Source organism: Paraburkholderia megapolitana, from assembly GCF_007556815.1.
In the GTDB taxonomy this organism is placed as follows: Bacteria; Pseudomonadota; Gammaproteobacteria; order Burkholderiales; family Burkholderiaceae; genus Paraburkholderia; species Paraburkholderia megapolitana.
Genome location: NZ_CP041745.1, coordinates 1,301,773 through 1,322,451 on the forward strand (window position 1 = coordinate 1,301,773; position 20,679 = coordinate 1,322,451).

The following is a 20,679-nucleotide window of genomic DNA, read 5'->3' on the forward strand; positions in this document are numbered from 1 at the left end:
TGCGTTTGCGGCGTGGTACTGCGACCGGGCTGCTGCCGTGCGGTACAGCGTGCCTATTTGCTGAGCGCGCGCATCGACGCTTCGAGCCCGGCGAGGGTAAGCGGGTACATCCGGTAGCCGAGCACTTCGCGGATCACCGCCACCGATTGCCGATACTCCCACAGCCCTTCCGGTTCCGGATTCAGCCATGCGTGATGCGGGAACTGGTCGGCGAGCCGGCGCAGCCAGACGGCGCCGGCTTCGGCGTTGTTGTATTCGACGGAGCCGCCGGCCTGCAGGACTTCGTAAGGGCTCATGGTCGCATCGCCGACGAAGATCAGCTTGTAGTCGGGCGTGAACTTGTGCAGCACGTCCCACGTCGCGGTGCGCTCGGCGTGGCGGCGGCGATTGTTCTTCCACAGGAAGTCGTACACGCAGTTGTGGAAGTAGTAGAACTCGAGATGCTTGAATTCGGCCTTGGCGGCGGAGAACAGTTCTTCGGTGCGCTTGATGTGATCGTCCATTGATCCACCCACATCGAGCAGCATCAGCACCTTCACGTTGTTGTGCCGCTCGGGGACCATCTTGATGTCGAGCCAGCCGGCATTCGCGGCGGTGCTGCGGATCGTGTCCGGCAAATCGAGTTCTTCGGCGGCGCCTTCGCGCGCGAATCGGCGCAGGCGCCGCAGCGCGACCTTGATGTTGCGCGTGCCGATCTCGACCTGATCGTCGTAGTCGCGATACGCGCGCGCTTCCCACACCTTCACAGCCGAGCGATTACCCGACGCTTCGCCGCCGATGCGAATGCCCTCGGGGTTATAGCCGCCGTTACCGAACGGCGAGGTACCGCCGGTGCCGATCCACTTGTTGCCGCCTTCGTGACGCTCCTTCTGTTCTTCGAAGAGCTGCTTCAGGCGTTCCATCAGCTTGTCGAGACCGCCCATCGCTTCGATCTGCGCTTTTTCTTCCGGTGACAGGTCGCGTTCCAGCTTCTTCTTCAGCCAGTCGAGCGGCACGTCGAAGGCGAGCTCCGACTTCTGCTCGATACCGTTGAAATACGCGCCGAATGCCTGGTCGAACTTGTCGAAGTACTGCTCGTCCTTCACGAGCGTCATGCGCGCGAGGTAATAGAACTCGTCGAGCGACGGCGCGATTACGCCGGCCTTCAACGCTTCGAGCAGCGTCAGGTATTCCTTCACCGACACCGGCAGTTTGGCGGAGCGCAGCGTGTAGAAGAAGTCGATCAGCATGCGGGGGCTCTCAGCGGATGATCAACGGTTGTTGCGGTTCATGAAGATCAGCCGCTCGAACAGGCTCACGTCCTGTTCGTTTTTCAGCAGCGCACCGTGCAGCGGCGGAATGATCTGCTTGTGATCCGTCGAGCGCAGCGCTTCGGGCGGAATGTCTTCCGCGAGCAGCAGCTTCAGCCAGTCGAGCAGTTCCGACGTGGACGGCTTCTTCTTCAGGCCCGACACGTTGCGCAGCGCGAAGAAGCTCTCGAGCGCTGCGCGCAGCAGTTCCTGCTTGATGCCGGGGTAGTGCACCTCGACGATCTGCTGCATCGTCGACGGTTCGGGAAACTTGATGTAGTGAAAGAAACACCGGCGCAGGAATGCGTCGGGCAGCTCCTTTTCGTTATTCGACGTGATGATGACGAGCGGGCGCTCCTTGGCCTTGACCAGTTCGCGCGTCTCGTACACATAGAATTCCATGCGGTCGAGTTCGCGCAGCAGATCATTCGGAAACTCGATGTCGGCCTTGTCGATCTCGTCGATCAGCAGTACGGTCTGCTGGTCCGACTCGAACGCCTGCCAGAGCACGCCCTTGACGATGTAGTTGCGGATGTCCTGCACGCGCTCGTCGCCGAGCTGCGAATCGCGCAACCGCGAGACCGCGTCGTATTCGTAGAGGCCCTGCTGTGCCTTGGTGGTGGACTTGATGTGCCACTGCATGAGCGGCATGCCGAGCGCGCCGGCGACTTCTTCGGCCAGCATCGTCTTGCCGGTGCCGGGCTCGCCCTTGATGAGCAGCGGACGCCGCAATGTCATGGCGGCGTTGACGGCGAGCTTGAGGTCGTCGGTGGCGACGTACTGCGAGGAACCTTCGAAACGCATGGCGACAGGCTCTGTGGGAGGAAAAGCCCAGTATAAGTCAGAAGCCCTTTCGTGCTGAAAGCGGCTCGTGTAGGGTGTCGAACGGCGGTGCGCATGGCGTTGCGTGTCCGGTCGCGGGTGGCTACGCGTACGGCAGGCTCGCCCGTGCGACTCCGGGAATACGCCGACCGCTGGCCCCGCCCGCGCTGTGGACGCCCGGCGTAGCGTCGCGGTACAATTAGCCCGATTTTTTTGGCCTGCGTGGCATCTCAACAAGAATAACGGCGCAGGCCGTTGCCTTTTTTGGGCGCCCGTTTCCCCTCATGCCAGGTTACATGCTATGAATAAATTCGTCGGCAAACATGTCGTGATCGCAGCGTTGTTCGCGCTTGCGGGCTTCGCGGCCACCGCGCAGGCAGCGGACGTCGTGGGCAACGCGAAAGCGGGCCAGGGCAAGGTCGCGATGTGTATCGGCTGCCACGGCATCCCCGGCTACCGCACCGCGTACCCGGAGGTCTACCGGGTACCCGAGCTTGGCGGGCAGAACCGGCAGTACATTGAAAACGCGTTGCGTGCCTACAAGAAGGGCGACCGTCATTTCGAAACCATGCGCGCCATCGCGACCTCGCTGTCGGATCAGGACATTGCCGACATCGCGGCGTACTACGCGGCGCAAACATCCTCTTCGAAGAACAATCCCGACAAGTGACCGGCTGAGCCTTTCTGTCCAGTCATCCGGTTTACCCACATTCGCGGGATAGGAGAATTCATGAAGAAGCCCCAACAGGCACTCCACACAGTGTTCAAGGCTGCATGCGTGGCCACGCTGCTCGGTCTTGCCGCGGCGCCGGCAGCCTACGCGGCCGATGCGGCCAACGGCAAGGTGATCGCCGATGCGCATAACTGCGCGTCTTGCCATGGTCCGGGCCTGAACAATCCGGTGAGCCCGGAATATCCGAAGCTCGCGGGTCAGCATTCCGACTACATTTATTGGGCGCTCAGGCAGTATCAGATGGGCACCAGCAATCCGCATCTCGGCCGTAGCAATCCGATCATGCAGGCTCAGGTGCAGAGCCTGTCGCCGAGCGATATGAAGGACCTTGGGGCCTATATCGAGTCGCTGAACGGCGACCTCGTGCAGAAGAAGTAAGCCACGACGCTGGTTACCGCTGGCTTTGAGTTGCTCTGTGTGAAAGCAAACACCCCGCTGCGGCGGGGTGTTTGCTTTTCGGAGCCTGTTGTTGTGCAGTCGATGCGGGACGCGTTGCGACCGGGTCGGCCGCGCAGGCGCGACGTTTTGCCGCACCGGGGCCGAGGGCCTTCGTCATCGGGTGTTCTTCAGTAGCGGATACGCGCCCGGGCTTAGTCCCGCGACGCGCGCCGTTCGATGCGTGCCAGATACGCATCCGTATCCGGTGGCGTGCCGGTGCGCTGCGCTTCCCAGATCGTTTCGCCGAGGCATTCCATGATCGCGTGCTGCGCGTCGTGGGTCGAGCCTAGGCGCGCCGCCAGGCGTTCGTGTGCGGCGCGAATGCCTAGCGGTTGATCGATCGACAGTTGCTCGCTGATCGCGAGGTGCATCGACAGATGCAGGAACGGGTTGGTCTTGCCGCCTTCGGGCGAATAGTCCTGGCTCGCCGCGGTATCGGCATCCGCGAGTTCCGCATGGTATTCGGGATGCTCGACGATCCAGTCGGCGGCGATCGCCTCGAGTGGTGTCAGGATTTCGCCTGCGCGCTGCTTGCGCCAGGTATCGGTGAAGAAGCGTCGGACTTCGTCGCGGCTGGGATTGAACATCGTGGACTGTTGAAGGCGGAGTGGGGCGGCTATCGATGCAAGATGCAGCGGCAAGCGCGTATTTTACGCCGCCGCGCCACACGGCGCAGACGGGTGCGGGGTCGGGCTCAGAGGTCCGGTGGCGGTGTTTTTGGCCTGAATTCGCAGAGCGGCTCGATCACGCAATGCCAGCATTCGGGACGGCGCGCCTTGCATACGTAGCGACCGTGCAGGATCAACCAGTGATGTGCGTCGTGGCGAAATTCCTCGGGTGTGAATTTCTCGAGCGCCGTTTCGACCGCGCGTACGTCCTTGCCTGGCGCGAGCCCGGTGCGATTGGCGACGCGGAAGATGTGCGTATCGACGGCAATGGTCGGCTGGCCGAACGCCGTGTTCAGAATCACGTTCGCGGTCTTGCGGCCCACCCCCGGCAAGCTCTCGAGCGCCTCGCGATCGGCCGGCACCGCGCCGTCGTAGCGCTCGATCAGGATGCGGCAGGTCGCGACGACGTTCTTTGCCTTGGTCCGGAACAGGCCGATCGTCTTGATGTAGCCGGTCACGCCTTCCTCGCCGAGTGCGACGATCTGCTGCGGCGTGTTCGCCACCGGAAACATCTTGCGCATCGCCTTGTTCACGGACACATCGGTGGCTTGCGCCGACAACATCACGGCGATCAGCAGTTCGAACGGTGTGGTGTATTCGAGCTCGGTGGTCGGATGCGGATTGAGGCTCTGGAGCGCTTCATAGATGGCGCGGCGTTTGTTCGCGTTCATGCGGGGCGGTCAGCGCTTCGTAGGAGGGAGGTCGGACGGGTTGCCGGCTGCGTCGCCATCCGTTGATGGCGCATCGCCGTCTGATGCAATGCCAAGCCGACGGCGGCGCGCTTCCGCCGCGTCGATCTGTGCCTGCACTTCGGGGCTGACGCTCGCGATGTTCTTCGGCGCCTGGCCCTGGGCGGCCAGTTCTTCTTTCTTCTTGCGCGCACGGTCGAGCGCGGCTTGGATCGTCGCACGTTTTCTGGCTTCGGCGTCGTCGGGGCTGGGCGTTGCAGGGGATGTCGTACCTGCCGGTGCGGTTGTTGCCGTTCCACTTGCGTCTGCCGCTGCATGTGCCGCCGCGCTGCTCGCGTTGCGCCGTGCGGCCGCACGCGCCTCGGCTGCTTCGCGCTCGCGTGCGAGGCGCGCCATATGCTGGTCGTGATGCGCGCGCGCATCGTCGGCCTGCTGCTGGGTCCAGGCGTCCCAGCCGGTACGTTCGCCGGTGACCGGGAGCATGTCGATACAGTCGACCGGGCAGGGCGGCACACACAGGTCGCAGCCCGTGCACAGCGAAGCGACGACCGTATGCATCTGCTTGGCCGCACCCACGATCGCATCGACGGGACAAGCCTGCGCGCACAGCGTACAACCGATGCACAGGCTTTCTTCGATCACCGCAACCGGCCGCGGACGTTCGACACCGTTGACGGGATTGATCGGAATAACGCGCTTGCCGAGCAATGTGGCGAGACGCGCGACGCCCTCGGCGCCGCCAGGTGGGCACTGATTGTAGTTCGCGGTGCCTTGCGCGATTGCTTCGGCGTACGGACGGCAGCCGTCGTAGCCGCACTTCGTGCATTGCGTCTGGGGCAGCAGATCTTCGATGCGGTCTGCGAGTGTTCTGGAATCGGTCACGGTGACAACGTCGGGGCGGGCCGCTGGCTGGGCCATTGCAGGCATGGCAGGGGTTCGGCAAGCCTGCTTGGGGCTCGCCCCGGGCAGGCCAGGCGGCGCTTCGGCCAAACCGCGATTATCGCCGATTTCCCCAATTGCCATCGTCAAACCATGTGCCATAATCGAGGCGCTTTTTTGAAAGACCGCAGGAGGGTGTCCCCCAACCATGGCGCGCCCGTACAGTGCTGTCGGTGCACGGTCCGAGGAGGCCGGCGGCGCGATCCGGAAACGCGGCTCACGAAGCACATGCCACCATGAATCAGCCGAAAATCAAAAGAGATCCTGAAGGCACCCGGCGCCGCATCCTGCTCGCGGCGGCCGAAGAGTTTGCAAACGGAGGTCTGTTCGGCGCACGTGTCGACCAGATTGCCCGTCGTGCGGAGACAAACGAACGCATGCTCTACTACTACTTCGGTAGCAAGGAGCAGCTTTTCACCGCAGTACTCGAACACGCATTCACCGCACTGACCGAAGCCGAGCGCACGCTCGATCTCGGTGGCGTTGCGCCCGTCGAAGCCATCACGCGGCTCGCGCATTTCGTCTGGGACTACTATCGCGACCATCCCGAACTGCTGCGTCTCATCAACAACGAGAACCTGCACGAAGCGCGCTACATGAAGAAGTCGACGCGCATTCGCGAAATGATCTCGCCGATCGTTGCCACGCTCGGCGGTATTCTCGAACGCGGGCAACGTGCCGGACTGTTTCGCACGAACGTCGATTCGCTGCGGCTGTACATGACGTTATCGGGCATGGGCTACTACAGCGTATCGAACCGCTTTACGCTCGAGGCGACACTCGGCCGCGACTTCAGCGCGCCTGCCGAGCGCAGCGAGATCATGCAGATGAATACCGACATCCTGCTTGCGTATCTGTTGCGTCGTTGACGCTCAACATTGGATATGACAACGGCGCCCCTCGGGGCGCCGTCTGTTTGCAGCGACGAAGCTAAAGAAGTTACGCTTCGATCTTCTCTTTCTCGCTCTTCGAAGGCTTCGTGCTCTTGTTATGCGCGAGGATGAAGTCGCGCAGCTGCGGATAAATAATCGTGCGCCAGCGGCGGCCCGAGAAGATGCCGTAGTGGCCGCATTTTTCCGCGGTGAACTGCTGCTTGTTCTTTGCCGCGATACCGCTGCACAACTCGAGCGCGGCATGCGTCTGACCGCTGCCGGAGATGTCGTCGAGCTCGCCTTCAATCGTGAAGAGCGCGGTCTTCTTGATGTCCTGCGGACGCACCGGCTCACCGTCCACGACCCACGTGCCCTCGGCGAGCTGGAATTCCTGGAACACGATGCGAATCGTCTCCAGATAATATTCGGCGGCCATGTCGAGTACGGCGTTGTACTCGTCGTAGAAGCGGCGATGCGCATCGGCATCTTCTTCGTCGCCGCGCATCAGGCTCTGGTAGTAGTCCCAGTGCGAGGCCGCATGGCGCTCAGGATTCATCGCGACGAAGCCGGTGTGCTGCAGGAAGCCCGGATACACCTTGCGGCCGACGCCCGGATAGTTAGGCGGCACCGTGTAGATCACGTTGTTGTCGAACCATTCGAACGAACGCTGCGTGGCCAGCGAATTCACCGCAGTCGGGCTCTTGCGGGCGTCGATCGGGCCACCCATCATCGTCATCGTGCGCGGCGTGTCTTCGCCGCGGCTCGCCATCAGCGAGATCGCTGCGAGCACCGGAACGGTAGGCTGACAGACCGAGATGACATGCAGCTCTTTCGCGCCGATATGGCGGATGAATTCCTGAATGTACGCGATGTAGTCGTCGAGACCGAACGCGCCGTTTTCGACCGGTACCATCCGTGCATCGATCCAGTCGGTGATGTAGACCTTGTGGTCCTGCAGCAGCGTGCGCACGGTGTCGCGCAGCAGCGTGGAATGGTGTCCGGACAGCGGCGCACAGACCAGTACGACCGGCTCGTCTTTCAGCTGCGTGACGGCATCGCTGTCGTCGGCGTAGCGCTTGAAGCGCAGCAGCCGGCAGAACGGCTTTTCGATGATCGTCTGTTCGACGATCGGAATGTTGTGGCCGTCCTTGACGATCTGGTGCAGATTGAATTCGGGCTTCTCGTAGTCCTTGCCGAGCCGGTACAGCAGTTCGTAGCCGGCGGACAGGCGCGTGGCGCCGGGCACATAGGCAAGCGGGCTGGCGGGATTCGCGAACGATTTCGACGCAGCCTGGGCCCAGGCGGTAAGCGGGCTCAGCATCGCGCGCTGGAATTCATGCAACTGATAGAGCATGGGGGCTCCGGCTTTGGAACGGTTCGCACAGGCTGCGCGTTGCGCGCGTAGCGTTGGAGCGGGCCGTATTGGTTGACGACAACAGGGTATCGGCCGTTATTGGCTGGAGATGATATCGGACGTCGTCTGTTTGTGCAATGCAACAATTGTCAAGCCTGTCGTCACTTTGGGGGACTACAGGCCGCCGTAATTTCAGACGGAGGTCTGGCTCTGATCCTGGCCCGGCGCGCTCGCGGAGGGCGTGAGGCCCGCCGGCTGGCCGTCGTGGGCCGGCTGGCCGGTTGCTTTAGCCATTTCCTGCTCGTGTTTCATCAGGTTTAAACCGGTGTGCACGAGCGCAACGTGCGAAAACGCCTGAGGGAAATTACCGACGAGCCGCCGCGCCGCCGGGTCGTATTCCTCCGCCAGAAGTCCGACGTCGTTCGCGAGGGCGAGCAGCCGCTCGTACATCTCGTGAGCCTCGGCAACGCGGCCTTGCAGCGCGAGGTTGTCGACCATCCAGAAACTGCACGCGAGGAACGTGCCTTCGCCGGGCGGCAAGCCGTCGTCGAACTCGGTGGTGCGGTAGCGCATCACGAAGCCGTCGTGCATCAAGGTTTTCTCGATGGCCGCGACCGTGCCCGCGATGCGCGGATCGGATGGCGGCAGGAAGCCGAGAAGCGGGATCAGCAGCGTGCTCGCGTCGAGATCGTCGCCGCCGTACACCTGGGTGAATGCATTCAGCTTCGGATTCCAGCTTTTCTCGCACACCTCGGCGTGAATCCGCTCGCGCATCTCGTGCCAGTGTTCGAGCGGCGCAGGCAGATTGAAAGTTTCGGCCGACTGGATCGCGCGATCAAAGGCGACCCACGCCATGACTTTCGAGAACGTGAAGTGCTGGCGTCCGCCGCGCGTTTCCCAGATGCCTTCGTCGGGCTCCGTCCAGATCGTCTCGAGATGCTTGAGCATCGTGCACTGCACGGTCCAGGCAGTTTCGTCGGCTTGCAGGCCGCCCACGCGCGCGAGGTGCAGGGCATTCATCACTTCGCCATAAACGTCGAGTTGCAACTGGCCGACCGCGTTGTTGCCGATGCGCACCGGCTTCGCGCCTTCATAACCCGCCAGCCAGTCGAGCTCGACCTCCGGCAAGCGGCGCTCACCGCCAATGCCATACATGATCTGCAACTGCTCGGGCGAGCCGGCCATCACGCGGCCGAGCCACGTGCGCCAGGCACGCGCTTCGTCGTAGTAGCCGCCGCGCATCATCGCGAGTAGCGTGATCGTCGCGTCGCGCAGCCAGCAGTAGCGATAGTCCCAGTTACGTGTGCCGCCGAGCTGTTCGGGCAGCGAGGTGGTCGGCGCGGCGACGATGCCGCCGGTCGGTTCGTACGCAAGTGCTTTCAGCGTAATCAACGAGCGGCGGATCGGCTCGGCCCAGCGGCCTTCGATCGTGCTGCGCGCCGACCATTCGAGCCAGTGGTTTTCGGTGCGCGCGAGCGAAGTGTGCGGGTCGCGCGCGGGCGGCACGCGCAGATGCGACGCCGCGTAGGCGAGCGAGAACGGCACGCGCTCGCCGGCCGTGACGGTGAACTCGGCCATCGTGCGCATATTCTCGCCGCGCAGTTCGACCGGTGTGCGCAGCACCGCGGTATCGGGCCCGACGATCGCCTGCACGCCGCTGTCGTTCGGGAGGCGGCTGACCCACGGTATCGAGAAGCCGTAATCGAAGCGCAGCACGAGTTCCATCTGCATGCGCACGGTACCGCGCCGGCCGACAACGATACGCACGAGTTCCGACCAGCCGTTGCCGGGCGGCATGAAGTCGATCACAGTGACCTCGCCTTCGGCCGTTTCGAAATCGGTTTCAAGGATCAGCGTCTCGCCGCGATAGCGCCGCGTGATGACGGGGGGCTCGTCGCTGATGGGAGAGAGCAACCAGCGGCCGTTGTCTTCGTTGCCGAGCAGCGCGGCGAAGCACGCACCGGAGTCGAAACGCGGCCAGCAAAGCCAGTCGACGGAACCGGTGCGGGAAATCAGCGCGGCCGTGTGGCCGTCGCCGACGAGTGCGTAATCTTCGATGGGTGAGGGCATGGTTCTGCGGTCTGTTCCGTTAGGAAAAAGGTCATTGGCATTCTGCGCGCGCGCTACCTACAATCGGAATTCCGGGGATTGCCGACAGATGCTGCGCACCGTTTGCGCGGTGTCCGTCAGCCGCCGCACCGCCAGTTGCCGTTTCGAGGATCACGCCATGCTGAACCCGTCGAAATCCGATTGCGTCACGATACTCTCCGCTGCAAGCCAGCTCACCGACGACTCCCTGCTGCCGCTCGACTCACACCGGCTCGGCCTGTCCCGCAACGGGATGGAGACCGCGGCCGCGTTCCTGATCGAGCGTGCGTGCTTCAAGCGTCATCAGGACGGCGACGGTCATTATGCCGTCGGCGGTCTGTCGCTGCAGGGACGGCTGCGGCTCGACCAGTTGTCCAACGGCTGAGCACGACCGGGCTCCGCGTCCGGTCCGGACGCGTTTCTACTGTGGAAACGAGCGACGCGCTCAGGCGTCGGTGCACGCCTGTCTGCGGCATCCGCGATAGGTCAGAAATGCATGTGCGAACTGCCGACCCCGAACAGACCAATCAGGCCGATGATGATCAGGTACAGCGCGACGATGAAGTTGAGCAGACGCGGCATCACGAGGATCAGGATGCCGGCGATCAGCGAGACGAGTGGACCCAGACTGAGTGTGACGTTCATGGCGACTCCGTAGGTTGAACCGCGGTGAGGCAAATCGATTCGATTCGCACAGGATACGAGGCGATCGACAGTATGACTGTGCCTAAATCCACAACGAGCCCCGTGCAACGCTTTTATACTGTTCGCACCGTTCGACGCGGTCAGGTCGAACCATAACAACCGCGCGGCAGACCAGCGACACACATCACAACCCCAAAAACCGCTGTTGAGGAGGCATTCATGCATCGCAGCAACCAAGCTGTAGCAAACGCCGCGCCACAGTCTGACGAAGTGCCTGGTCATAAGACCGTACCTGCCCGATCCGTCCGCTCGATAATCAAAGGTTTTGCCCTCATGGCTTCGATCGTTGCTACTCATGCGTTTGCTCAAACACCGGCCGCTACGCCGGCACCTGCCAACGGCGTCTATGACCTGCTGATCGGCACCTACACCGGCGGCAAGAGCGAAGGACTTTACGTCTATCGCTTCGACGCGAAAACCGGCGATGCGACGCCCGTGTCCGTCGCGAAAACGGTGAATCCGTCGTACCTCGTCGTGAGCGGCGATCGTCGCTATGTGTACGCGGTGAACGAAGGGCCCGGCGATAACGGCCCGGCAACGCAACGCGGCGGCATCAGCGCATTTCGCTTCGATGCGCCGAGCGGACAACTCACTTTTCTCAACACGGTTTCGTCCGAGGGTAACGATCCGTGCTATCTGAGCCTGTCGCCGGACGGCAAGTATCTGCTCACCGCGAACTACTCGGTGGCGGCCGATCCGGGCGGCAGCTTCGCTGTGTTCCCGCTGCAGGCGGACGGCCAGGTCGGTACGTCGGTGCTGACCGTGCATCACGAAGGCGGCGGGCCGGTGAAGGGGCGCCAGGACAATTCGCATGTGCACTCCACAGTGTTCTCGCCGGATGGCCATTATCTGTTCACCCAGGATCTCGGTGCGGACAAGCTGTATTCGTATCGCTATACGCCCGATGGCAGCCGCGGCCTGTTCGGTCCGACCGAGGTGCGCTACACCGATGTGAAGGCCGGTAGCGGTCCGCGTCATCTGGTGTTCGGCGCCGACGGACGCCACGCCTATCTGACGAGCGAACTTGCCGCCACCGTCAGCGTGTTCGATTACAACGACGGCAAGCTCAAGCTCGCGCAGGTCGTGCCGTTGACAGAGCCAGGCTTCAAGGGGCAGGTGGGGGCGGCGGCGATCCATCTGTCGCCGGACGGACGCTTTGTCTACGCGAGCAATCGCGGCGACGCGAACGAGATCGTCATCTTCGCGGTCGACGCCGCCAACGGCCATCTGAAACTGGTCGGGCGTCAGTCGAGTCTCGGCAAGTCGCCGCGCGAATTTGCGATCGATCCGACCGGACAATGGCTGATCGTCGGCAATCAGGGCAGCGATACGATGTATGTGTTCCGGCGCGATCAGCAGACCGGGTTGCTCGAAGCGAATCCGAAGCGTGTCGATATCGGCTCGCCGGTGGACTTCAAGCTGGTTTCGCCGTCGTGATGTTCTGAGGGAACGCGGCGCGCGGAGTGTGCGCGCCGCGCCGCGTGAGATTGCGCGATTTATTCTGCGGGGCCAGGCGCGAGCACTTCGCGACTACCGTTGATTCCCATCGACGACACCAGCCCCGCCGCTTCCATCTGCTCGACGAGCCGCGCCGCGCGGTTATAACCGATCCGCAACTGCCGCTGCACCGACGAGATCGATGCACGCCGCGTGCGCACGACGAACGCGACCGCTTCGTCGTAGAGCGGATCGGCTTCGGCATCGGGGGCATCGCCGAACAGATCCTGCGCCGCGCCTTCGGACGCAGGGCCATCGAGAATGCCCTCTTCGTATTGCGGCTCGCCGAACTGCTTCAGATATTCGACGATCCGGTGCACTTCTTCGTCGGCGACGAACGCGCCGTGCACGCGCTGCGGATAACCGGTGCCTGGCGGCAGGAACAGCATGTCGCCCTGGCCGAGCAGCGACTCCGCGCCCATCTGGTCGAGAATCGTGCGCGAGTCGATCTTCGACGACACCTGAAACGCGACGCGCGTCGGGATATTCGCCTTAATCAACCCGGTGATCACGTCCACCGACGGACGCTGTGTTGCGAGTATCAGGTGGATGCCGGCTGCGCGCGCTTTCTGCGCGAGCCGCGCGATCAATTCTTCAATCTTCTTGCCGGCGACCATCATCAGGTCGGCGAGTTCGTCGATCACGACGACGATCAGCGGTAGCTTTGCGAGCGGTTCGGGCGCATCGGGCGTGAGCGAAAACGGGTTGCCGAGTTTCTTGCCCGCTGCGTCGGCGTCGCGCACCTTCTGGTTGAACCCCGCGAGGTTTCGCACGCCAACCGCCGACATCAACCGATAGCGCTTCTCCATTTCGCCGACGCACCAGTTCAACGCGTTCGCGGCGAGCTTCATGTCGGTCACGACCGGCGCGAGCAGGTGCGGGATGCCCTCGTACACCGAGAGCTCGAGCATCTTCGGGTCGATCATGATCAGGCGCACGTCTTCTGGCGCGGCCTTGTAGAGCAACGAGACGATCATCGCGTTGATCGCGACGGATTTGCCCGAACCGGTGGTGCCGGCCACCAGCATGTGCGGCGCTTTGGCGAGGTCGGCAACGACCGGGTGACCGGTGATGTCCTTGCCCATCGCGAGCGTGAGCATCGAGTGCGAGTGCTGATAGACATCGGCTTCGAGAATTTCGGAGAGCCGGATGGTCTGGCGTTTCGCATTCGGCAGTTCGAGGCCCATACAGGTCTTGCCGGGGATCGTCTCGACGACGCGGATCGACGTGAGGCCGAGGCCGCGCGACAGGTCCTTCATCAACCCGACGATCTGGCTACCGCGCACACCGAGTGCCGGTTCGACTTCGAAGCGCGTGATGACCGGCCCCGCCGATGCGCCGACTACGGTCACCGGCACCTTGAATTCCTGCAGACGCTGCTCGATCAGCGCACCGGTTTCGGCGAGGCGCTCTTCGGAGACGGGCTCGACGTCGGTTGAGGCGCGCGCGAGCAGATCGAGCGTCGGCAGTTCGACCGCCGATGCGGCCGGTGCGTGGAATTCGAAACTGGTCGGTGCGTGGCCGAGCGGTGCGCGTGCGGTGGGTTCGTCTTGTGGTGCGTTCGATGCGTTTGATGCGCCCGATGCGAGACGCGGGGGTTCGTCGATCGGATCGTCGATTGATTCTTCGGCCGGCTCGTCGGGCGATGCGGCGGCGGCCGGTGGATCGAATGCATCGGCTGCGAGCTGGCGTGTGGCAGCGAGGCCCGGGAAGCGGACTACGTTCGATGGCGGTGGGGTGTCGTCCTTGATCGGGGTTGCGTCAGGTGCAAACGTCGCGTCGCCAGATACGACAGGCGATGCATGTGTAGCCGATGCGGCGGGCGATGTGTCTTCCGTTGTTGCGACGATTTCCCACGGCGGTATTGAAGCGTCCGCGGTATGCGATGAGACAAACGTGGTTGGTACGACTTCGAAGGGGCTGCGAGTTGCGGCCGGTTCCACCGGGTGGTCCGCTGCAACGCTTGCGGCAGGCGGCGTTGGCAACACGGCAGAGACATCGGCGGAGGTGTGCGGGCGGTCGAGCACCGGCGATGCTGCGGAAGGAATGTCCAGCGAAGGTACGGGCGTTGCTGTGGCCGCAGTTGTCGTCGCCGGTGTGACGCTGAGTGTTGCAGCAGACGTAACGGTGGCTGCTGTCGCAGGCGTAACAGTGGGTATTGCGGCAGGTAATACTCCGCTGGATGTCGCAGGTGTAGTAGTAGGTGTAGTAGTAGGTGTAGTAGTAGGTGTCGTAACAGGCGTAGCAGCAGGTGTTGCGACAGGTGATGCAACAGGTGTGACGACAGGCGCTGCCGCAGCCGTCACAGTAGCCGTCGTCTCAGGCGCAATGGCAGACGCACCATTCACCGATCCACCCGCGCCACTGTGTTCATTCGGCACCTGCGATTCGCCGGAGTGCTGATGAGCCGTACCCGCGAGCGTAGCCCAGCTCGCAGTGTTCTCTTCGATACTACGCAGTGTGTCCTGCACGCTCGGCGGAGGGGTGACGCGCGGCGCGGTGGGCGCCGGCGTCACGGGGCGTGAAAGCGTGGGTGCTTGCGACCTGCGCTGGTTCTCGCTGGGATATTGCGGTGTGCGATTCGCAACCGCCGGTTGCGCGGCCGGCGCAGTGGATCGCATGACGGAGCGCGGCGGCGTGATCGGGCGCGGTGCCGGTGTAGTGCGCGGCGCGGCAGGAGCAGGGGAGAGGCCACTGCGTCCCGCCTGCGATCCTGCTTCGGCGAACGGCACACGGGGCCGTACAACCGGGGGGCCTGCCGCATTATTCACGGCCGACGGCGCACTGCCTGACGCTTTGGCGACGCGCGATATCGCACCGGCCGCAGCCACGGTACCCGCGGCACTGGCGCTACCGCTGCCGGCCGCCGACTGCAATCCGCGCGTTACGCCACCGCCCGTGCCCGTCTCACTGCCGAGCCAGCCGGCGGGGGCGACGGGTTCCGCGGGTGCCCACGGCGTGGGGCGACCCGGCGCGGATGGCATGGAGGTACGTCGACCGGTGCCGGCCGCGGTACTGCGCAGTACCGGCGAGATGACGGTAGCCGGCGCCGCCTGGCTCACGCCATCGCTTGCCGCGGTTTTCTTCGCGAGGCGCGTGACAGGCGGCCGCCAGACAGTCGGTCGTGCATAACGCCCCTGCGTTTTCGGCGCCATCGGATTCACGCCCGCACTGCCGGAACCGACCTCGTACGAAGCAGCCATACCCTCGTCGGTACCGCGCCGTCCGCGCGCGTCGTCGCTATCGCGTTTGCCCCCGCGCGACAGACCGAGCCCGAACGCCGCATCGGCCCAGTGCGCGACCTGGCTCCAGCGAAAGCCGATCAGCCACGGCAGGCTCACGAGGAACAGCGCCAGCATGACAAGCGGCGTACCGATGTGTCCGAGCAGCCGCGCGAAGCGACCCGCCAGCGCGTGGCCGAACCGGTCGACACCGTCGATATCGATAACCGACGCCTCCAGCGCGCAACTTGCCACCAGTACGCAGACGAAGCCGAGCCATAGCCGGATCGTGCCGGGGCCGCGCAGGCCGGCGCCGCCGGGCAACGCGGCTTTAATGAGACGCCAGAACAGAGGAATGAACCAGACGGCCGACGCGCCGAACCAGCCGAAAACTACCGTGTGCATGCTAGACATCGATGAAAGACAGACGCGCGGACGCGCAACCCGTCGAGTTTAAACCGGCAAAGCAAGATGCTTCGAAGACGAGTGTTAAAGATGTCACAGGTGTTACGCGGCGCGAGCGGGCCGCGCGCTGGACGCGCTCCGCACTGGCGCGATCACGGATTGCTGCGCGCAAACACCAGTTTGTCGCCGTTCTCGAGCGTCAACTGGAGTTCCTGCGGCGTGCGCATCTGCACGCCGGTTCGCGCGATATGTTCCAGCGCGTCGAGATAGGCAGGTTCCAGTTGCCCGCCCGCCGTTTGACACGCCTTGCGCGTACCGGCCAGCATCCCGAACGACAGCTTGCCGTCCTTCAACCCATAGGTGCCCATGTAGCGGTTGCAACCCGAGAAGCCGCTGGCGCGTCGTTGACCGGTTGCCGTCGAAAGCGTCAGTGTGATCGGCGCATCGCCGCCCGCTTGCGGGACGTTGCGGGCGGTACCGCCCGCATCGGTCCAGCTACTGAGGTGCCACGCGGTGTCGTCGAGCAACTGGGTGGCCGCCGGGTTGAACGGATCGGGCGGCGCGGCGGAGGCATCGGTGTGAACCGGCATCGAGCACGCGGCGAGCAGCACGGCAACGGTCAGCGCGGCGAGCGGTGCAACGAAACGCACAACGCGTCGTGCAGAAGACGTTGAAGGCATGGCGTCGTTCCTCTTCAAACTGGCGAAGGCGTAAGGGTAACGCACTCCGTGTGCCGCACGCGAGCGCCGTCGTGCTTGCGATGCGCGATGCAGTGTTTCAGACGCCGCACGGCTCAGCACGGACGTTCGCTACGCGTGGCACTCGACGCGAGCCCGATACAACCCACCGACGCCGGCAAAAACGGCGAAATCGCGGGCAAGGTCAGCGTGTTAACATTGCCTGTCCATTCTCATCCGACTTGAATTTTCTGGAGACCTCATGCAGATCGGCCAACGGATCGGCACCCCGCTCTCGGCATCGGCGACGCGCGTCATGCTGCTCGGTGCCGGCGAACTCGGTAAGGAAGTGATCATCGCGTTGCAGCGGCTCGGCATCGAAGTGATCGCCGTCGACCGTTATGCCGATGCGCCGGGTCACCAGGTCGCGCATCGCGCGCACGTGATCGACATGACCGATGCTGCCGCACTGCGCGCGCTGGTCGAGGCAGAGCGCCCACACCTGATCGTTCCCGAGATCGAAGCGATCGCCACCGATGCGCTTGCCGGCATCGAAGCCGACGGTCTCGCGGAGGTGATTCCGACCGCGCGCGCCACTCAACTGACGATGAACCGCGAAGGCATCCGCCGCCTCGCCGCCGAAGAACTCGGCCTGCCTACTTCTCCTTACGCCTTTGCCGATTCGCTCGACGAATTGCGCGCCGGCATCGCGAAGGTCGGTTATCCGTGTGTCGTGAAACCGGTGATGTCGTCATCGGGCAAGGGGCAATCGGTATTGAAGAGCGATGCCGACGTCGAACCCGCCTGGCAGTACGCGCTGGCGGGCGGACGGGTGAATCGCGGCCGCGTGATTGTGGAAGGGTTTATCGATTTCGACTACGAAATCACGCAACTCACCGTGCGCGCGATCGATCCCGCGAATGGCGAGACACGCACGTATTTCTGCGATCCGATCGGTCATGTGCAGGTAGCCGGAGATTACGTCGAGTCGTGGCAACCGCAACCGATGAGCGCGCTCGCACTCGAACGTTCGCGCGAAGTTGCGCACAAGGTAACCGCTGCACTCGGCGGCCGTGGACTCTTCGGCGTGGAACTTTTCGTGCGTGGCGATGACGTATGGTTTTCGGAAGTGAGTCCGCGTCCGCACGATACGGGGCTCGTCACACTGTGCACGCAGCGTCTGTCGGAATTTGAACTGCACGCGCGGGCGATTCTGGGCTTGCCGGTCGATACGTCGTTACGGACACCGGGGGCATCGGCGGTGATTTACGGCGGCCTCGACGAAACCGCTATCGCATTCGAAGGCGTCGCGCAGGCGCTGGCGTTGCCCGATACGGACTTGCGGCTGTTCGGCAAACCGGAAAGTTTCGCGAAGCGCCGCATGGGCGTGGCGCTTGCTACGGGCGCGAGCACCGACGAAGCGCGGTCCCGCGCGAAGCAGGCGGCTGCGGCAGTGCGTCCGGTTTCCACGGGTTCCGCCGGCTGAGTATCACCAGGCATCACCGCGCGACGACAATCAGGCCGGCGTGCGGGTGTAGAGAGGCACACCATGAATCAGCAGGTTGGGTTGGACATCGTCGCAATGACACGACGTGTGCGATGGGGCAGACGGGCCGCGCTCGGCACGTTGTGCGTTGCGCTAAGCGGGTGCGGGCTGGCTGCTGCACCGTGCCGCATTGCATCGGCGGGGCTGAAGATCGTGCCGGTGGTCGGCCACGTCGCTGCCGCGCCGACCGATGCGTGTGCGGGCGTGATCGATCCTTGAGCGTTCGTCACATGCGTTGCCGCTCGATACATCAACAACCAGTTGCATATGAAATTGCGCATGAGTTCGCGGGGAAGACGATGAGGACATGGCTGGTCGCAGCAACGGGCGTGCTGGTTCTGCTGTCGGCGGGTAGTGCGGCGTGGGCCGCGCCGCAGCCGCTCGCGGATATTCAGCCGAAACAACGCCAGACCCAGAAGTACACCTGTGCAACCGGCAAGATCCTGCAGGTCACCTACCTGAACGCCGCCAACGGACAAAGCTTCGCGCTTGTGCCGGTCAAAGGTCAGACGCTGCTGTTCGTCAGCACCATCGCTGCATCGGGCGTGAAATATCAGGCCGGCAGCTATACGTGGTGGACCAAGGGGCCGCGCGCCGATCTATACGATGCGATGGGCGGCGCCGATGCACCGCCTGTGATGTCCGACTGCGTCACCATGATCCGCTAGGCCGCCTCGGGCAGCGCTGCCAGAGACGCTGCCTGAAGCACCGCCATCATCTCGTCGTCATCCCATAGCCATGCCGCACGCGCTGTTGCGCGTGCATAGTTACGCGCATCTTTTCTCGCCAGGTAGTAAGCTGTCTGGCGCGTCCGCCGCCGGCTACGCAGGATGCGGCGCCAGGGTCTTCATCGTCATCGCACGTTCTTTCCCGGAACCCCTCGCGCAGGCAACCTGCCTGCGTCTGTCCGTCAAGCGAGATTCTCCATGAAAGCATCGGATCTATTCGTCAAATCGCTGGAAGCTGAAGGTGTCGAGTATATTTTCGGCATCCCCGGCGAAGAAAATCTCGACCTCCTCGAGTCGCTGCGGCGCTCGAAAATCAAGCTGATCCTCACGCGTCACGAACAGGCCGCTGGTTTCATGGCTGCGACCTACGGGCGTTTGACTGGCCGCACCGGCGTGTGCCTGTCGACCCTCGGCCCGGGCGCGACGAACTTCGTTACGGCAGCTGCCTATGCGCAGCTAGGCGCGATGCCGATGCTGATGGTCACCGGCCAGAAGCCGATCAAGACCAGCAAGCAAGGCCACTTCCAGATCGTCGATGTGGTGCGGATGATGGAGCCGCTTACCAAATACACGCGGCAGATCGTCTCGATCGGCAATATCCCGGCGCTCGTGCGCGAAGCGTTCCGCCAGGCCGAAGAAGAGCGACCGGGCGCGGCTCACCTCGAACTGCCCGAAGACGTGGCTGACGAAGAAGGCGACGGCAAGCCGATCCCGAAGAGCTATAGCCGTCGCCCGGTCGCCGAAGAAAAGGCGGTCGCGAATGCGGTCGCGGCGATCGCCGGCGCGAAGCATCCGCTCTTGATGATCGGCGCAGGCGGCAATCGCAAGACCACGACCAAGATGCTGCGCGAATTCGTCGACCAGATCGGTATTCCGTTCTTCACGACGCAGATGGGCAAGGGTGTAATCGACGAATCGCATCCGCTGTGGCTCGGCAATGCGACGCTGTCGGACGGCGACTTCGTGCATCGCGCGATCGATCACGCGGACTGCATCATCAACGTCGGCCACGACGTGATCGAAAAACCGCCGTTCTTCATGCGCAGCGCCGACACGGGCGACAAGACCGTGATCCACGTGAACTTTCTCGGCGCCGAAGTCGACCCCGTGTATTTCCCGCAGATCGAAGTGGTCGGCGATATTGCGAATGCGGTCTGGCAACTGAAGGAAAGTCTGAAAGATCAGGAGCGACACTGGGATTTCACGCGCTTCACCGAGATCAAGCAGCACTTCGAAGAGCATCTCGCGAAGGGCCAGCACGACGCACGGTTTCCGATGTACCCGGTGCGCATCGTCAAGGATGTGTACGACACGACACCGGTGGACGGCATCGTTTGTCTCGACAACGGCATGTACAAGATCTGGTTTGCGCGCTACTACCGCGCACATGAACCGAACTCGCTGCTGCTCGACAACGCGCTCGCTTCGATGGGCGCCGGTTTACCGTCGGCGATCGCGACGAAGATCGTCCATCCGGATCGCAAGGTGATGGCCGTGTGCGGCGACGGCGGCTTCATGATGAATTCGCAGGAAGTGGAAACGGCGGTGCGGCTCAAGCTCGATCTGGTCGTGCTGATTTTGCGCGACGACGCGTTCGGGATGATTCGCTGGAAGCAGGAGAACATGAATTTCCCCGACTACGGCATGACCTTGCAGAACCCCGATTTCGTGGCCTACGCGGAGAGTTACGGGGCGCACGGTCATCGCATTGCATCGGCGGACGAATTCGCGCCGCTGTTGCGCGACTGCTTCGCGACGCCGGGCGTGCATGTGATCGACCTGCCGATCGACTACTCGGACAACGAGCGTGTGCTGAACCGCGAGATCAAGCGGCTGAGCGCGCAGCTATAAGCGGGCCGGCCGGTTGCGCGGTCTGTTGACGCGCCGCTTGCGCGGCGCCCGTCATCCGAACGTCACCCGGCCGTGTTAAAGCCACGCTAAGAGAAGGCGAGCGCGTATGCGTGCGTAGTTGCGTAGCCTCGCCGGACTGGATGGATCGCCCCAAGGA

General features: G+C 63.4%; 19 protein-coding genes. 9 read left to right on the forward strand and 10 right to left on the reverse strand.

Annotated elements, in window-relative coordinates; translation table 11 throughout:
* Positions 1 to 53 precede the first annotated feature (53 nt).
* Together FNZ07_RS19250 and FNZ07_RS19255 are read right to left on the reverse strand one after the other, a co-directional pair.
* Positions 54 to 1,229 carry a vWA domain-containing protein gene (locus tag FNZ07_RS19250; RefSeq protein ID WP_091018521.1) on the reverse strand — a complete coding sequence of 392 codons (1,176 nt, stop codon included), beginning with the start codon at positions 1,227 to 1,229 and terminating at the stop codon, positions 54 to 56.
* 21 nt (positions 1,230 to 1,250) lie between these two features.
* Complete coding sequence (locus FNZ07_RS19255) at positions 1,251 to 2,093, reverse strand: AAA family ATPase (protein ID WP_091018519.1); 843 nt, start codon at positions 2,091 to 2,093, stop codon at positions 1,251 to 1,253.
* Between the two features lie 319 nt (positions 2,094 to 2,412).
* On the opposite strand from FNZ07_RS19255, the gene FNZ07_RS19260 reads away from it, so the two are divergent.
* Positions 2,413 to 2,781 carry a c-type cytochrome gene (locus FNZ07_RS19260; protein WP_091018518.1) on the forward strand — a complete coding sequence of 123 codons (369 nt, stop codon included), beginning with the start codon at positions 2,413 to 2,415 and terminating at the stop codon, positions 2,779 to 2,781.
* Positions 2,782 to 2,841: 60 nt separating this feature from the next.
* Positions 2,842 to 3,222 carry a c-type cytochrome gene (locus tag FNZ07_RS19265; protein WP_091018516.1) on the forward strand — a complete coding sequence of 127 codons (381 nt, stop codon included), beginning with the start codon at positions 2,842 to 2,844 and terminating at the stop codon, positions 3,220 to 3,222.
* A gap of 212 nt (positions 3,223 to 3,434) precedes the next feature.
* Here the strand turns inward: FNZ07_RS19265 and FNZ07_RS19270 are convergent, their stop codons facing one another.
* The 3 genes from FNZ07_RS19270 to rsxB all read right to left on the reverse strand — a co-directional run bounded on the left by FNZ07_RS19270 (position 3,435) and on the right by rsxB (position 5,521).
* Positions 3,435 to 3,869 carry a DUF1841 family protein gene (locus FNZ07_RS19270; RefSeq protein WP_091018514.1) on the reverse strand — a complete coding sequence of 145 codons (435 nt, stop codon included), beginning with the start codon at positions 3,867 to 3,869 and terminating at the stop codon, positions 3,435 to 3,437.
* 107 nt (positions 3,870 to 3,976) lie between these two features.
* On the reverse strand, positions 3,977 to 4,621 hold the full coding sequence (gene nth, locus FNZ07_RS19275) for an endonuclease III (RefSeq protein ID WP_091018511.1): 645 nt from the start codon (positions 4,619 to 4,621) through the stop codon (positions 3,977 to 3,979).
* A gap of 9 nt (positions 4,622 to 4,630) precedes the next feature.
* Positions 4,631 to 5,521 (reverse strand): electron transport complex subunit RsxB, encoded by an 891-nt coding sequence (rsxB, locus tag FNZ07_RS19280; protein WP_091018709.1) that lies wholly within the window; start codon positions 5,519 to 5,521, stop codon positions 4,631 to 4,633.
* A gap of 293 nt (positions 5,522 to 5,814) precedes the next feature.
* On the opposite strand from rsxB, the gene FNZ07_RS19285 reads away from it, so the two are divergent.
* Positions 5,815 to 6,447 carry a TetR family transcriptional regulator gene (locus tag FNZ07_RS19285; RefSeq protein ID WP_091018508.1) on the forward strand — a complete coding sequence of 211 codons (633 nt, stop codon included), beginning with the start codon at positions 5,815 to 5,817 and terminating at the stop codon, positions 6,445 to 6,447.
* Positions 6,448 to 6,517: 70 nt separating this feature from the next.
* Here FNZ07_RS19285 and FNZ07_RS19290 read toward each other — a convergent pair whose 3' ends face one another.
* The gene (locus FNZ07_RS19290) at positions 6,518 to 7,804 is read right to left on the reverse strand and encodes a polyhydroxyalkanoate depolymerase (protein ID WP_091018506.1); all 1,287 of its coding nucleotides are present in this window, start codon (positions 7,802 to 7,804) and stop codon (positions 6,518 to 6,520) included.
* 192 nt (positions 7,805 to 7,996) lie between these two features.
* Positions 7,997 to 9,874 carry a glycoside hydrolase family 15 protein gene (locus tag FNZ07_RS19295; RefSeq protein ID WP_091018504.1) on the reverse strand — a complete coding sequence of 626 codons (1,878 nt, stop codon included), beginning with the start codon at positions 9,872 to 9,874 and terminating at the stop codon, positions 7,997 to 7,999.
* A gap of 157 nt (positions 9,875 to 10,031) precedes the next feature.
* On the opposite strand from FNZ07_RS19295, the gene FNZ07_RS19300 reads away from it, so the two are divergent.
* Entirely contained in the window at positions 10,032 to 10,277 is a 246-nt protein-coding gene (locus tag FNZ07_RS19300; protein ID WP_091018706.1) for a hypothetical protein, read from the forward strand.
* Between the two features lie 101 nt (positions 10,278 to 10,378).
* Here the strand turns inward: FNZ07_RS19300 and FNZ07_RS19305 are convergent, their stop codons facing one another.
* The gene (locus FNZ07_RS19305; protein ID WP_091018502.1) at positions 10,379 to 10,537 is read right to left on the reverse strand and encodes a DUF3096 domain-containing protein; all 159 of its coding nucleotides are present in this window, start codon (positions 10,535 to 10,537) and stop codon (positions 10,379 to 10,381) included.
* 333 nt (positions 10,538 to 10,870) lie between these two features.
* Here FNZ07_RS19305 and FNZ07_RS19310 point away from each other — a divergent pair, with 333 nt between their 5' ends.
* Complete coding sequence (locus FNZ07_RS19310) at positions 10,871 to 12,034, forward strand: lactonase family protein (protein ID WP_091018500.1); 1,164 nt, start codon at positions 10,871 to 10,873, stop codon at positions 12,032 to 12,034.
* Between the two features lie 59 nt (positions 12,035 to 12,093).
* On the opposite strand, the gene FNZ07_RS19315 is transcribed toward FNZ07_RS19310, so the two are convergent.
* Both FNZ07_RS19315 and FNZ07_RS19320 read right to left on the reverse strand, forming a co-directional pair.
* Complete coding sequence (locus tag FNZ07_RS19315; RefSeq protein WP_407670706.1) at positions 12,094 to 15,729, reverse strand: DNA translocase FtsK; 3,636 nt, start codon at positions 15,727 to 15,729, stop codon at positions 12,094 to 12,096.
* Positions 15,730 to 15,872: 143 nt separating this feature from the next.
* Entirely contained in the window at positions 15,873 to 16,400 is a 528-nt protein-coding gene (locus FNZ07_RS19320) for an META domain-containing protein (RefSeq protein ID WP_091018495.1), read from the reverse strand.
* 259 nt (positions 16,401 to 16,659) lie between these two features.
* Between FNZ07_RS19320 and purT the strand changes: the two genes are divergently transcribed.
* The 4 genes from purT to FNZ07_RS19340 all read left to right on the forward strand — a co-directional run bounded on the left by purT (position 16,660) and on the right by FNZ07_RS19340 (position 20,522).
* Positions 16,660 to 17,883 carry a formate-dependent phosphoribosylglycinamide formyltransferase gene (purT, locus tag FNZ07_RS19325; protein ID WP_091018492.1) on the forward strand — a complete coding sequence of 408 codons (1,224 nt, stop codon included), beginning with the start codon at positions 16,660 to 16,662 and terminating at the stop codon, positions 17,881 to 17,883.
* Positions 17,884 to 17,979: 96 nt separating this feature from the next.
* A complete protein-coding gene (locus FNZ07_RS19330; protein WP_091018704.1) occupies positions 17,980 to 18,162 on the forward strand; it encodes a DUF6726 family protein in 183 nt (60 codons plus the stop codon).
* Positions 18,163 to 18,242: 80 nt separating this feature from the next.
* Complete coding sequence (locus tag FNZ07_RS19335) at positions 18,243 to 18,611, forward strand: MliC family protein (RefSeq protein WP_091018490.1); 369 nt, start codon at positions 18,243 to 18,245, stop codon at positions 18,609 to 18,611.
* Between the two features lie 258 nt (positions 18,612 to 18,869).
* Positions 18,870 to 20,522, forward strand: coding sequence for an acetolactate synthase large subunit (locus FNZ07_RS19340; protein WP_091018488.1), 1,653 nt, complete (start codon positions 18,870 to 18,872; stop codon positions 20,520 to 20,522).
* The last annotated feature ends 157 nt before the right edge of the window (positions 20,523 to 20,679 follow it).